Origin of the sequence: Pseudomonas sp. NPDC090755 (genome assembly GCF_044769005.1) — a bacterium.
Lineage (GTDB): Bacteria > Pseudomonadota > Gammaproteobacteria > Pseudomonadales > Pseudomonadaceae > Aquipseudomonas.
The window spans coordinates 743,587-757,919 of the sequence record NZ_JBIVXC010000001.1 but is presented as its reverse complement, the minus strand read 5'-3'; the positions used below and the strand labels follow the sequence as shown (position 1 = coordinate 757,919).

General features: G+C 61.5%; 10 protein-coding genes. 9 read left to right on the top strand and 1 reads right to left on the bottom strand.

Annotation, left to right across the window (positions count from 1 at the left end):
• Positions 1-7: 7 nt before the first annotated feature.
• From ACIQUS_RS03455 to accC, 5 genes are all read left to right on the top strand, one after another.
• The gene (locus tag ACIQUS_RS03455) at positions 8-1,969 is read left to right on the top strand and encodes a methyl-accepting chemotaxis protein (protein ID WP_403042875.1); all 1,962 of its coding nucleotides are present in this window, start codon (positions 8-10) and stop codon (positions 1,967-1,969) included.
• A gap of 143 nt (positions 1,970-2,112) precedes the next feature.
• The gene (locus tag ACIQUS_RS03450; protein WP_403042872.1) at positions 2,113-3,891 is read left to right on the top strand and encodes a protein-disulfide reductase DsbD; all 1,779 of its coding nucleotides are present in this window, start codon (positions 2,113-2,115) and stop codon (positions 3,889-3,891) included.
• A gap of 173 nt (positions 3,892-4,064) precedes the next feature.
• The gene (gene aroQ / locus ACIQUS_RS03445; RefSeq protein WP_285863575.1) at positions 4,065-4,517 is read left to right on the top strand and encodes a type II 3-dehydroquinate dehydratase; all 453 of its coding nucleotides are present in this window, start codon (positions 4,065-4,067) and stop codon (positions 4,515-4,517) included.
• Between the two features lie 98 nt (positions 4,518-4,615).
• On the top strand, positions 4,616-5,074 hold the full coding sequence (accB, locus tag ACIQUS_RS03440; RefSeq protein WP_403042869.1) for an acetyl-CoA carboxylase biotin carboxyl carrier protein: 459 nt from the start codon (positions 4,616-4,618) through the stop codon (positions 5,072-5,074).
• Between the two features lie 17 nt (positions 5,075-5,091).
• Positions 5,092-6,447 (top strand): acetyl-CoA carboxylase biotin carboxylase subunit, encoded by a 1,356-nt coding sequence (gene accC, locus ACIQUS_RS03435; protein WP_403042866.1) that lies wholly within the window; start codon positions 5,092-5,094, stop codon positions 6,445-6,447.
• Between the two features lie 108 nt (positions 6,448-6,555).
• Here the strand turns inward: accC and ACIQUS_RS03430 are convergent, their stop codons facing one another.
• Positions 6,556-10,464 carry a hypothetical protein gene (locus ACIQUS_RS03430; protein ID WP_403042863.1) on the bottom strand — a complete coding sequence of 1,303 codons (3,909 nt, stop codon included), beginning with the start codon at positions 10,462-10,464 and terminating at the stop codon, positions 6,556-6,558.
• A 179-nt stretch (positions 10,465-10,643) separates the two neighbouring features.
• Between ACIQUS_RS03430 and prmA the strand changes: the two genes are divergently transcribed.
• The 4 genes from prmA to fis all read left to right on the top strand — a co-directional run bounded on the left by prmA (position 10,644) and on the right by fis (position 14,318).
• Positions 10,644-11,522, top strand: a complete 879-nt coding sequence (gene prmA, locus ACIQUS_RS03425; RefSeq protein WP_403042860.1) for a 50S ribosomal protein L11 methyltransferase — start codon at positions 10,644-10,646, stop codon at positions 11,520-11,522.
• 40 nt (positions 11,523-11,562) lie between these two features.
• Complete coding sequence (locus ACIQUS_RS03420) at positions 11,563-12,831, top strand: DUF3426 domain-containing protein (protein WP_403042857.1); 1,269 nt, start codon at positions 11,563-11,565, stop codon at positions 12,829-12,831.
• Positions 12,832-12,987: 156 nt separating this feature from the next.
• Positions 12,988-14,001 (top strand): tRNA dihydrouridine synthase DusB, encoded by a 1,014-nt coding sequence (gene dusB, locus ACIQUS_RS03415; protein WP_403042854.1) that lies wholly within the window; start codon positions 12,988-12,990, stop codon positions 13,999-14,001.
• Positions 13,998-14,318 carry a DNA-binding transcriptional regulator Fis gene (fis, locus tag ACIQUS_RS03410; protein WP_008368706.1) on the top strand — a complete coding sequence of 107 codons (321 nt, stop codon included), beginning with the start codon at positions 13,998-14,000 and terminating at the stop codon, positions 14,316-14,318. The genes dusB and fis overlap by 4 nt, the downstream gene beginning before the upstream one ends.
• The last annotated feature ends 15 nt before the right edge of the window (positions 14,319-14,333 follow it).

Genomic DNA, 14,333 nt, shown 5'->3' with positions numbered 1-14,333 from the left:
ACCGTTCATGCGCCTGAAGCTGCTCACCAATTTCAACACCCTGTTGCTGGTCACCGTCTGTATCGCCCTGGGCGCCACCTTGTGGTGGTCGCAACGCGCGCTGGAACGCCCCTACCAGATGATGGAGCAGTACCTGTCCCTGTCCCGGCAGTTCCAGGACCAGGTGGCGCGCAACATCCAGGACTACCTCAGCAGTGGTGACGCCCTGCGCCATGCCACGGCGGCGCAGGCAACGGCCGACCTGCAGGAACAACTCAAGCAACTGCCCGAGGCCCTGGCCGCCAGCCTGCGCCCGAGCCTGGACAATCTGCAGCGCTTTACCGGCAACGAGCTGCTGGCAGCAGGCAAGTTGGCGGGCGATCCGCAGGCCTTGCTGCAACAGGCCGAACGCGAGCTGGGAGCCAGTCTCGACCAGTTGGCCAGCTATGCAAAAGACAGTGGCGGCGACGCTACCGAGCGTTACTCCCCAGTGCTGTTCAAGGCCGCGCTGCACCTCTCGCGCCTGTCGCTGGCCCGCGACAAACTGGTCAGCAGCGGCCGCAGCGAACTGGCCGACGAAGTACAGCGTGAACTGCAACTGATCCTCGCCCAGGCCCAGGCGCTGGATGAACTGCCGTTGCTTGGCGTCACCCGCAGCAGCGAATCCAGTGCCGATGATTTTGCCGCCCTGATGGGCCTTGAATCGCAAGGCGCCAGCACCGCCGAGGACAGCGGCATCAGCCTCAAGCGCGAACTGGGCAGCCTGCTCAACCGCTACCCGGCCGAGCTGCAGCGCACCCGCGAGCAGATCCAGCGGCGCAGCGAACTGGCTGCCAGTACCCACCAGCGCATCGACGCCGTACAACACGCCATCGCCGCCCTCGAGCCTGGCGTGCGCAGCCAGCATGCCACCCTCCAGGGCGAGGTGCGGATAATCCAGGGGCTGATGATCGGCCTGATCCTGCTGATCGCCTTGCTGATCGACACCCTGCAACGGCGCCTGGCGCGGGTGCTGACCAACCTGGCCCCGGCCCTGTCGCGCTGGGCCGAAGGCGACTTCGCCCAGCCCATTGCCCTGGGCAGGAGCAACCGTGAGATGCACGACATCCAGGAATCGCTCAACCGCCTGCGCCATTATCTGGTGGAACTGGTCGGCACCCTGCGTACCCATGCCGAACAGGTGGCCGGCAGCAGCCATGCCCTGGCCGGCATGAGCAGCGCCCTGCATGACGGCGCCGAGCGCCAGGCCGGCGATACTGCGCAGATTCGCGATGCCCTGGGCGAGCTTGAAGCGACCATCCTGCAAGTGGCGGGTGACGCCAGCCAGGCTGCCGACGCCAGCCGCGACGCCGGACGTGCGGTGGAACACGGTCAGGCGGTGATCGGCCAGAGCCTGGCCGGCCTGCGCGCCCTGGTCGATGAAGTACAGGGCAACGCGCAAATGATCGAACAACTGGCCGAAGAGTCCGCCACCATCGGTGGCGTGCTCACGGTAATCCGCTCGATTGCCGAGCAGACCAACCTGCTGGCCCTGAATGCCGCCATCGAAGCGGCCCGCGCCGGCGAGATGGGCCGAGGTTTTGCCGTGGTCGCGGAAGAAGTGCGCTCGCTGGCCCAGCGCACCACCGGTGCCACCGGCGAGATCCAGACCCTGATCGGCCGTCTGCAACAGGCTGCCCGCGAATCGGTGCAAGGCATGCGCGACCAGCTTGAGCACGCTGAGGCCACCGCCAGCCAGGCCCAGTCGGCCGACGGGGCGCTGGATGAGATCGTCACGGCGATCCAGACCATTTCCGCCACGGCGGTGCGCATTGCCGACGTCACGGCCCAGCAGAGTGGCGCTGTCAGTGAAATCCGCGATCACAGCGAGCGGATTCACGATCTGGGCGAGGACAACCTGCAGCGTATCGGTGAAGGGCGTCAGCAGGGCGAACAGTTGCTCAGGCTGGGTGGAGAGCTGAATACGGCGGTGCGGGCGTTTCGGGTCTGATCCGCCACAGGGCCCGGGCGCCCTGACTCCTTGTGGGAGCTGGCATCGCCAGCGATGGGAGCGCCGCACAGTCACTGACACCACCCCAGCACGCATCGGCCCAGTCCGCTATGATGCAGGCACTTCTGTACTGCGAGACCGCCATGCGCCGCCTGTTTTGCCTTCTGTTCCTGCTCCTGGCCTTGCCCGCCGTCGGCGCCGGCCTGCTCGACAACCGCCCCAGCGCCACCCTGGGCGCCACCTCGCTGAACAATAGCGACGACTTCCTGCCCGTGCATGAAGCCTTCAAGCTGAGCCTGGTCCACAGCGATGCAAACACCCTCAAGCTGCGCTTCGTCGCCGCCGATGGCTACTACCTCTACCGCCATCGCTTCCAGTTCCACACCGAACCCACCGATATCGCCCTGGGCAGCGCGCAGATCCCGCCGGGCGAAGCCAAGCATGACGACTTCTTCGGCGACGTCGAGGTCTACCACGGCATCCTCGACATCGAGGTACCGCGACCGGCCGGCGACCCACGTGCCTTCACCCTGCTGGTGGGCTACCAGGGCTGCGCCGACAAGGGCCTGTGCTACCCGCCGGAAACCGAGCGCCTGAGCATCGATGGCACGCAAGCAGCCCCGCCGCCAGGCTCGCCCAAAGCCTGGACCTGGAAGGAACTGCTGCTGTTCTTCCTCGCCGGTGTCGGCCTGACCTTCACGCCGTGCGTGCTGCCGATGCTGCCGATTCTCTCCGGCGTGGTCCTGCGTGGCCAGGTCGGCGGCCTGCGCGGCCTGGCCCTGTCGCTGTCCTACGTGGTGTCGATGGCCGCCTGCTTCGCCCTGCTCGGGGCCCTGATGGGGCTGTTCGGTGCCGGCATGAACCTGCAGGCGCGCCTGCAGTCGGCCTGGGTGCTGGTACCGTTTTCGCTGTTCTTCGTGCTGTTCGCCCTGGCCATGTTCGGCCTGTTCGAATTGAAGTTGCCCCACGCCGTCAGTACCCCGCTGGAACGCCTGGTTGGCCGTACCAAGGGCGGCTCGCTGATCGGCGCGGCGATCCTGGGGATCTTCTCCAGCCTGCTGGTATCGCCCTGTGTGTCGGCGCCACTGGCCGGTGCTCTGCTGTATATCAGCGCCAGCGGCGATGCCGCCGGCGGGGCGCTGAAGCTGTTCGCCCTGGGGCTGGGCATGGGCGCCCCGCTGCTGCTGGTCGCCACCGGTGGCGCGACCTGGCTGCCGAAAAGCGGGCCCTGGCTGGTCACGGTCAAGAATGCCATTGGCGTGTTGCTGCTGGGTCTGGCCATTGGCCTGCTCAGCCGCGTGTTGCCCGGGCAGGTCACACTGCTGCTGGTCGGCCTGCTGAGCGCTGGCGTGGCACTGTTCCTCGGTGCGCTGGAGCTCACCAGCAAGACCAGCCGGCAACGCCTGGCCCAACTGCTCGGCCTGTTGCTGCTGGTCTATGCCCTGGCCTGCTGGTATGGCGCCCTCAGCGGCCAGACCGACCCACTGCGCCCGCTGCCCCAGGCCGCAGTGCTCAATAGTGACACCCGTGCACCGGTCAGCACGCAGAGCGACTGGCAAACCGTGACCACCCCCGCCGCCCTCGACAGCGCCCTGGCTGCAGCCAAGGCCGCCGGACAGCCCGTGGTGCTGGACTGGTATGCCGACTGGTGCATCAGTTGCAAGGTGATCGAGCACGAAGTGCTCAACGCCCCGGCCGTCAAGGAACAGCTCAAGGACTACACACGACTGCGCTTCGACATCACCGAAAGCAACGCGCAACAACGCGCCTTGCTCGATCGCTACCAGCTGTTCGGCCCGCCTGCGCTGCTGTTCTTTGCCACGAACGGCAGCGAAAATACCGCTGCACGGGTGGTCGGCGAGACAAACGCCGGCGAATTTGCCGAACATCTGACGCGCATTCGCGCCGATCTGGGTCTATAACTTCTTCTGGCTGCGAAAAAGCCATCACCGATGACCAAAATTAATAAATTAGTCACATATCTGGCGTGAATCTCGGTCATCGTGCTGGCTATTGCCGGCAACTGGACACTGCCCGCCGGTTTACGGCATAGTCGCCGCGCAACGTTTGTGCCTAACGATAAAAGGAACCACAGATGGCAACGCTACTGGTGCTGCACGGCCCCAACCTGAACCTGCTCGGAACCCGCGAACCGGGCGTCTATGGCGCCGTGACCCTGGCCCAGATCAACCAGGATCTGGAGCAGCGCGCCCGCGCCGCCGGCCATCATTTGCAGTACCTGCAGAGCAATGCCGAGTACGAGTTGATCGATCGTATCCATGCCGCCCGCACCGAAGGCGTCGACTTCATCCTGATCAATCCGGCAGCTTTCACACACACAAGCGTCGCATTACGTGACGCATTGCTGGCGGTGAGCATCCCATTCATCGAAGTGCACCTCTCCAACGTGCACAAGCGTGAACCTTTTCGCCATCACTCCTACTTTTCCGATGTCGCTGTAGGAGTGATTTGCGGCCTGGGCGCCAGCGGTTACCGGCTGGCCCTGGAGTCCGCCCTGGAACACCTGGCTGCCAACGCGAAGCCCTGATGACGAGAACCCGGCCCGTAGGCCGGGGCTCACAAGAAACGTTTGCTAACACGTTTTTATATTTACGCCCCTGACCGAACCTTGGGAGTTGATGATTAATGGATATCCGTAAAGTCAAGAAACTGATCGAACTGCTGGAAGAGTCTGGCATCGACGAGCTGGAGATCAAGGAAGGCGAGGAATCCGTACGGATCAGCCGTCACAGCAAGGCCCCGGCCCAGCAGTACTACGCGCCGGCGCCAATTGCTGCCGCTCCGGTTGCCGCACCTGTCGCCGCTGCCGCGCCAGCTGCTGAAGCTGCACCTGCCGCTGCCAAGCTGAACGGCACCGTCGCTCGCTCGCCAATGGTCGGAACCTTCTACCGCAAGGCCTCGCCAACCTCGCCAGCCTTCGTTGAAGTCGGCCAGACCGTGAAAAAAGGCGACACCCTGTGCATCGTCGAAGCCATGAAGATGATGAACCACATCGAAGCTGAAACCAGCGGTGTGATCGAATCCATCCTGGTAGAAGACGGTCAGCCGGTTGAGTTCGACCAGCCGCTGTTCACCATCGTTTGAACCGCGGAGAGCCAACGATGTCTGCGAAGCTGGAAAAAGTCCTGATTGCCAACCGTGGGGAAATTGCCCTGCGGATCCTGCGTGCCTGCAAAGAGCTGGGCATCAAGACCGTCGCCGTACACTCCACGGCTGACCGCGAACTGATGCACCTGGGCCTGGCCGACGAGTCGGTGTGCATTGGCCCGGCCTCCTCCAAGGACTCCTACCTGCACATTCCGGCGATCATCGCCGCGGCAGAGGTGACCGGTGCTACCGCCATCCACCCAGGCTACGGCTTCCTCGCCGAGAACGCCGACTTCGCCGAACAGGTGGAGAAATCCGGTTTCGCCTTCATCGGCCCGAAAGCCGACACCATTCGCCTGATGGGCGACAAGGTTTCGGCCAAGGACGCGATGATCAAGACAGGCGTACCGACCGTTCCTGGTTCCGACGGCCCGCTGCCGGAAGATGAAGAAACCGCGCTGGCCATCGCCCGCGAGGTAGGCTACCCGGTGATCATCAAGGCCGCCGGTGGCGGTGGTGGTCGCGGCATGCGCGTGGTGCACAAGGAAGAGGACCTGATCGCCTCGGCCAAGCTGACCCGTACCGAAGCCGGTGCCGCGTTCGGCAACCCGATGGTCTACCTGGAGAAGTTCCTGACCAACCCACGTCACGTGGAAGTCCAGGTACTGTCCGATGGCCAGGGCAACGCCGTGCACCTGGGCGACCGCGACTGCTCGCTGCAGCGCCGTCACCAGAAGGTACTGGAAGAGGCACCGGCCCCGGGCATCGATGAAAAAGCCCGCCAGGAAGTCTTCAAGCGCTGCGTCGATGCCTGCATCGAGATTGGCTACCGTGGCGCCGGCACCTTCGAGTTCCTCTACGAGAACGGTCGTTTCTACTTCATCGAAATGAACACCCGTGTTCAGGTGGAGCACCCGGTTTCGGAGATGGTCACCGGTATCGACATCGTCAAGGAGATGCTCAGCATCGCCGCTGGCAACAAGCTGTCGTTCCGCCAGGAAGACGTGGTGATCCGCGGTCACTCCCTGGAGTGCCGGATCAACGCCGAAGACCCAAGGAAGTTCATCCCGAGCCCAGGCACGGTCAAGCACTTCCATGCGCCAGGTGGCAACGGCGTTCGCGTCGATTCGCACCTGTACAGCGGTTACGCGGTTCCACCGAACTACGATTCGCTGATCGGCAAGCTGATCACCTACGGCAAGGACCGTGACGAAGCCATGGCACGCATGCGCAATGCCCTGGACGAGATCGTCGTCGACGGTATCAAGACCAACATCCCGCTGCACCGCGACCTGGTGCGTGATGAAGGTTTCTGCAAAGGTGGCGTCAACATTCACTACCTGGAACACAAACTGGCTAGCCAGGAGTGATCTTGAAGTGAACAAAAAACCCCGGGCAACCGGGGTTTTTTTATTCTTCACGCAATCCCGTCAGGCAGAGACCGGTACGCACGGTACCGCCCGATTGAGACACAGGGCTCAATGAGTAGCATCTACTGACCCAGGCAACGCCTCAGCCTGGAAAATCTCAATATCACCCCGTGCTGTGCCTGGACGGTTACGACTACCCGCCTTGCTCAACCGCATCATGGGGAGCACACCACTAGCCCAGTGCCCTGCTGGCACGCTCGTTGCCCTTGCGCCCGCGTACCAACTGCGCAGCACATTTTCGGTATTGCGAAAGATATTCACAGCGCCTGTCGTCATATTGATCGACATACCGTAGTTGCATTCAAAACACAGCGTCGAATAGTAACGCCAGACCGGCGTCATCCCCAACCCTTGCAACTGCTGAAAGACGGCTGTGCCGCTGCTTCTAGAGAGCGTCGGCCAATCACTGCCAACCAGAACAGACTCGATGGCACTAGCAGGTTGATCGCCTCTAATCCTGTCCAACGTTCTGCTCAATGCATTTCTCACCAGGCCCGGCTGCGTCACGTCGACGTGCAAGAGGGCAGTCGCCCGTGTAACCGGATTGTGCAGCGCGACGCCGACACAACTTTGCAGGTTGATCGTATAGAGAAAGTTCTGACCACCTTCCACCCAATTGGCAACCAGGGCTTCGCCTTGCAGCACGGCGCGAGACAGATGTGGGCTCTGCCCGTCGGGCATTTGCCTGCGCAATTGAGCCAGGTTATCGACTTCTGCCACACCGCCCCTCAAGCCAGTGGAGTCATGGACCCACCGGCCTTTCGCGCTCAGCCGAATGGGGGGCTTGTAACCGGCATGAGGGTTACGCGCATTGACCAATCGCAAGGTATCGGAGCCGTCCTCGACTACCCGGTAATGCTTGCCAAAGCAAAGGATGAAGTGCTGCGCGGGCTGAGCGTTGCTACGATAGGTGCCGTACCACACACCGGGCTCAGTGACTTTTTCCAAGTCTTTCGGTACATCGTCCACCGCCATGCTTGGCTTGAACTTGAACCGAAGCTCCCGGCCACCGGCCAAACGCGCCGATGTCGCCTCGATCATCGTGTCCGCCCCACGCAGTACAGGCTTGAGCCCACGCCCTGCGCCAATCGCGCCAGCGATACGCGAGCCCTGAATGCCAGCAACACCGGCAACGGCGAAGAGCGCACTCCAAGTGACCTCAAGCCAGCCTCTTAACGCCGCATCCGTATTGTTTTCCCTGTGCGCTTGCGCGACCTCCTTTATTGCTTTCAACAGATAGAGACCGTCCAGCACGATCGCCAAAGGTGGAAACGCCATACACAGTGGCATCGATGCATACAAGAGCCCTTTGAACACCTGAGCCCAGACCACCTCTGTGCGCCCTAAGGTAATGTCCTCGATATCCGTGACATCATGCTCGATCATCGCATCGAACTCATCTCGCCAATCGGTGATGCGATGGCTGTCACTCAAGGCATCCAGCGCCCCCTCCCCCTTCGCACGCTGGCTCAACGGGGTGGTGGCCGAGGAGCGCGCCACCTGTTTGACACGCGCCTGAAGATAGTCGTGCAATCGCCCAACCCGCTCTCCCGACACATCCGCGCAACGCGTGAAAGTAATGTCAGCCGGTGCTTGAGGGGTGTAAAGCCAGTCTTCATCTTGCTCGTTTACCCGGCGCCGAATCACATAGACGCCCTGTACAACGTGAGTATTCAAGGTGAATCGAAATACCCCGTTGCGCGCGCTGAAGGTTCCCGGTAAGGCACCTTCTGTCGGCTTCATCGATGCCAGAGTGGCGACTTCACCGGCAAGACCGGTGTACTGCTCATTGCTCAACTCGCCTTTGGCCAATGCGTGGCGCAAATCGCGATTCAGCGTATTGAGCAGCAAATACTTGAAACTATCTCTTCGTGTGGCATAAACCGGGTCCGCAGTAGTCAAAAAGTCCGTGCGGACACGCTTCGCATACTGATCGCCTAAATAGGCGCGCCTGAAATAAACAGCGAGTTCAGCGCTGCGCACCTTGCTCAGGTCCTGCCCGACAGTGGAGCGCACACCTCGCTTGGGATTATCAATACCCGAGTTATCGTCATAGCCAAATATCGCCAAATCAACGACCGAACGACTCTTGGGTGTGGAGTCTCCAAGTTCAGGTAAAAAGTCGATGTAGATGGTTTCGGGATCGACCTCCTCTGATATTCCCTTTTCAATCAGGTAAGGTTTTATGTCGTTCTTGACCGTGCGCTTGGCGAAGTCGAAAAAGCTGTCGCTACGCGGCATGACCTGCCTGAAATGCACCTCCAGCATCTGCGCCTGATAGTTCAGATTACCCAAGATACGTCGCTCTTGCTCCGAGTGCCGGGAGTACCACCGAGGAGAGTCGGCCTGCTCCACTTCAGCAAGGCGAATGGATTGCTGCGCGTCAACCAATGCATCCAGGCACGCGCGATATCCGCTATGCAGACCTCTGGGATCGGTGTCCAGCGACCAAAGGGTGGGTTTGAGCGCGACAGCGGCGAAATGATCGGCCGCGTCTTGCCGATGCTGGAGAGGTAATTGATTGAGCACGTACTCACGACCGTCGACCCGTGCCAACCACCCTCCGATTTCGGCAACCACCGCCCTGAGCGATTGCAGGACGATCCATTCCTGCCCGTCAGGCTTCCCGGGAGCATAAAGCAACGCGCGGTCCACCACGCCCTGCTCATCCTGGGTATAGAACAGCAGCAGGCTCGAATACGTCACAGGGCTTGAGCGCATCAATACCAGACTGCTCACCGAAAACGCCCCAGCCGATGCCGCCTGCTGTCCCCCACTGCCAAACATGGCGATCCGCGCATGATCCTCTTCGGTTATACGCCCCGAAAATCGGGCAACCTGAGCACTGTGCTGCAGTTGGGTATCGAGCAAATCATAATGCGCTTGCTTGAGCGCCTTGGTGTTGAAGCTTTTCGTCAGCTCATCAGAATAATCTGCGCGAGCATCCACATTACGCAGTACTTGACCAATCAACTGTACAGACGGGCGACGATGTCGCCGGTTGGGCGCACTGGTTACAAAAAACTCTTTGTCAGTACTTGAATCCAACGTACCCAGCGCGACCCACTCTGTCAGGCTTTTGGTCGACTCGAGCATGCCAACAGGACTCTGCCATCGCAATTTTACGCGAAGAACATCCGGCACCACGGTGTAGTGAAAGTGTTCTTTGACATAATCCTGAGCACGCCTGGCCGCATAACTGTGAAGCGAGCGCAGCTCACCCAACAATAGGCTGAATGCCTCTTGGGCATCTTCCAGACGTTGCTGGCTTGCCTTGAGTGAAGCCTTACTCGCTGCGTCCAGTCCGCGCAACCATTGCGCAAGCACACCAGGCAGGACTCGATCCAAAAGCTGCTGCTCTTGCTCACTTGCCAGATTACGCAATGACAGACTGTCTTCCCAATCCTCCTGTAGTTGCTCGATCTGCATCCGCAGTTGTTCGGGCGTCTGCACACTCAAGGATGTTGCGCTGAACAGGTTGTCCACTGCAGTGAAATGCAGTTTGACCTTACGCTTGATCAATGCCGAATAAGCCGCACTTTCGTTGTCCGGTGCTGCGGCTGAAACCCAGCGCCGCCTGATGTAGCGTTTGTAAGCGCTGATGATGTGCCCGGAAACAATTTCCGCCGCCTCCATCACATTGCCAAAGGCCTGCCTGACTTCGGTAGTCTGCCATTCCCAAGTAGGCTCAGAAAGCGTGCCATCAATCATGTGCCGCAACAGCAGTTTTATGAGCGATGCCACAAACTCATCGTCGGCATCCGTTTTACCGTTGAAGGCATTCCACTCAAGCAGCAGATTATCCTCCATCAATACCAGTAAGGATTTCTGAGAACGCAAGCCCGATTCAATATGAGTGCGCCATCCAGTGAGTTTCAGCAGCAGCTGTTGAGTTGACGCGTCATCAAGTTCACTGTTGTCACGGTCTTGTCCAGCAGCTGGCGTTGAGCTATCCATTTCTCGCTTCTCCGACAGGGTTTAGAGCAGCAAACGTTAGGACTCGAGGGACTGCTGGCTGCGGTAAATATTTCTAGTGGCTCAACCGACCCCTTATCCCCAACCTCGCTGCAGTCGCGTAGACTGCTCGATGCGCAGCCTCTGGCTGCTCCTCATTGATTGACCCAAAGGTGCCCGCCATGCCCTGGCTGCAAGTACGCCTGGCCATCAGCCCGGAACAAGCTGAAACCTATGAAGATGCCCTGCTCGAAGTCGGCGCTGTCTCCGTCACCTTCATGGATGCCGAAGATCAGCCGATCTTCGAACCAGACCTCAACACCACGCCACTGTGGTCGCACACCCACCTGCTGGCACTGTTCGAAGCCGATACCGACGCCAGCGCGGTGTTCGCCCACCTGCAACTGCTGACCGGCGCCGAACTGCCCGAGCACCAGGCCGAGGTCATCGAAGACCAGGACTGGGAACGTAGCTGGATGGACAACTTCCAGCCGATGCGCTTCGGCCAGCGCCTGTGGATCGTGCCTAGCTGGCACGCCGCCCCCGAGCCTGATGCGGTCAACCTGCTGCTCGACCCGGGCCTTGCCTTCGGCACCGGCACCCACCCCACTACAGCCCTGTGCCTTGAATGGCTGGACGGCCAGGACCTGAGCGGCACGCAAGTACTCGACTTCGGGTGTGGCTCGGGCATCCTGGCCATTGCCGCCCTGCTGCTGGGCGCTCGCGAAACCGTGGGTACCGATATCGACGTGCAGGCCCTGGAAGCCTCCCGCGACAACGCCGGGCGCAACGGTATCGCCGACGAACGCTTCGCCCTGTACCTGCCCGAGCACATGCCGGCGATGCAGGCCGATGTGCTGGTGGCCAACATCCTCGCCGGCCCGCTGGTCTCACTGGCGCCACAACTGTCGACCCTGGTGCGCCCGGGTGGCCTGCTGGCACTCTCCGGGATCCTCGCCGAGCAGGGTGAAGAGGTTGCCGCGGCCTATGCCAAGGACTTCGACCTCGACCCGATCACCGTTCGTGACGGCTGGGTACGCATCAGTGGTCGCCGCCGCTAAGTGCGCCTAGAATAGTCTTCTGCATAACCCGGACCGCCGCATGACCGACAGTTTCGTCACCCAGTGCCCGCATTGCCAGACCAGCTTTCGCGTCAGCCACAATCAGTTGAGCGTGGCCCGCGGCGTCGTGCGTTGCGGTGCCTGCCTGCAGGTATTCAACGCCGCCAAGCAGCTGCTGGAGCAAAGTGCAGCGCAAAAGCCGGCCAGCGAACCTGTGAGCATCGCGCCCCCGAGCCCGGTTGAACCGGTGCCTGCCCCTGCCCATGAATGGACGGCCAGCGAGCTGGATCTCGACCAGCTGGACCTCGACCAGGAGCTGGCGCGCCTGGAGCAACGCGAGATCCAGCCGACCACCGAGTTCAAGGGCAATGCGCCGCGCGAAGAAAGCCTCAGCGCGTACCGCGACGAACCGGACAGCGACGACACACACTGGCCCGACAGCCTGTTCAGCACCCCGGTCAACGAGCGCGAACTGCTGGCCGACGAGCTCGACGAGCCCCAGCCGCCCTTGATCGACCAAGCGCCACTGGACCTTGCGCCAGCACCGGGAGAGCGCACCGAGCCGTCCCTGTCGCTGGACCCGGATGTGCTTGACGATGACCTCGACGAGCCCAGCCATCACCATCAACCGGTGGTGACGGCACTGGACGAGCCGCCTGTCGAGCGGCTCTCGGCCAAAGCGCCCGAAGACGACCTGGATGCACCGGCCCAGGATTTGGACGAGCGTCGCGAACCCGACCTGGGCCCGACGCGCGCCACCCGCAAGGAGCCACTGCTCGACCTGGTCGACGACCCCTTGCAACTTGACTGGAAGAAGCCCAAGGCCCACTGGGGCAAGCGCCTGCTGTGGATCTTCCTGGTGCTGCTGGCCGCCGCGGCGCTGGCCGGCCAATACATCTGGTATCACTTCGACGAACTGGCCCGCCAGGACCAGTATCGTCCCTGGTTCCAGCAGATCTGCCCGCAGGTCGGCTGCCAGGTGCCCTCCCGGGTCGACATTGCCCGGATCAAGAGCAGCAACCTGGTGGTACGTAGCCATCCGGACTTCAACGGCGCCCTGATCGTCGACGCGATCATCTACAATCGCGCCCCCTTCACCCAGCCGTTCCCGTTGCTGGAGCTGCGTTTTGCCGACCTCAACGGCCAGCTGATCGCCAGCCGGCGCTTCAAACCCGCCGAGTACCTCAGTGGCGAGCTGGCCGGCAAGGGTGAAATGCCGAGCCAGGTGCCAATCCACATCGCCCTGGACATCCTCGATCCCGGGCCCAAGGCGGTCAATTACAGCCTGAGCTTCCGCTCGCCGGAATAGCCCCCAAGGCGACTGCCCGACCCTCCAAACCGTCGGGCATAACGCCGCAGTTGTTCAGATTTTATCCAAATCCATCTTTATCCGGTCACCGAGAGCGGGTATCATGCCCACCCTTTTTCGAACTCTAATGATCCGGCCCCACAACAGGGAACACCTATGTCGGCGGTACGCATCGGCCCATACACACTGCAGAACGCCCTGATCCTCGCCCCGATGGCCGGGGTCACGGACCAGCCATTTCGTCAGCTCTGCCGACGAATGGGTGCAGGCCTGGTGGTGTCGGAAATGGTCAGCAGTGACATGAGTCTGTGGAACAGCCGCAAGTCGCGCCTGCGCATGATTCACGAAGGCGATCCCGAGCCACGCTCGGTACAGATCGCCGGCGGTGATGCGCAGATGCTCGCCGCGGCGGCCCGGGCCAATGTCGAGGCAGGCGCCCAGATCATCGACATCAACATGGGCTGCCCGGCAAAAAAAGTCTGCAACAAAGCCGCAGGCTCTGCTTTATTGAAAGATGAAGCCTTGGTCAGCGAAATCCTCCACGCGGTGGTCGCCGCAGTGGACGTGCCGGTCACGCTGAAGATCCGCACGGGTTGGGACAGGGCGAACAAAAACGGCCTGACGGTCGCAAAGATCGCCGAGCAGGCTGGCATTCAGGCACTGGCGGTACATGGACGCACACGTGCCGATCTCTATACCGGCGAAGCCGAGTACGACACCATCGCTGCGATCAAGCAGGCGGTGTCGATCCCGGTTTTTGCCAACGGCGACATTACGTCGCCAGAAAAGGCCCGGGCCGTGTTGAGCGCAACCGGGGCCGACGGTCTGCTGATTGGTCGGGCTGCCCAGGGGCGGCCATGGATCTTTCGCGAGGTCGAGCATTACCTGCGTACCGGCGCGTTGCTGCCGGCACCGCAACTGGACGAAGTGGAACGAATTCTGCTGGAACACCTGGGTGCGTTACACGCCTTTTACGGCGATGTGATGGGCGTGCGTATCGCCCGCAAGCATGTCGGCTGGTACCTGGCAACACTTCCGGGCGCCAGGGAGTTTCGCGCCCGTTTCAATCGTTTGGAAGATACACACGCGCAGTGCGCCGACGTTCGCAGCTTTTTCCGCGAGCGTGAACAGAGCCTTGAGACAGAGGACGGACAAGGGGTGGCCGCATGACGATGATGACCGAGACTTTAGTGAGTGGAACAACGCCCGTGAGCGACAACGTCAACCTGAAACAGCACCTGAATACGCCGAGCGAAGAGGGTCAGACCCTTCGCGGCAGTGTGGAAAAGGCGCTGCACAACTATTTCGCCCATCTGGAGGGCGCGGCCGTCACGGACGTCTACAACCTGGTGCTCTCGGAAGTCGAAGCGCCCTTGCTCGAAAGTGTGATGAACTACGTCAAGGGCAACCAGACCAAGGCCAGCGAGATGCTCGGACTCAACCGCGGCACCTTGCGCAAGAAGCTCAAGCAGTACGACTTGCTGTAACACGAATCCAATCCA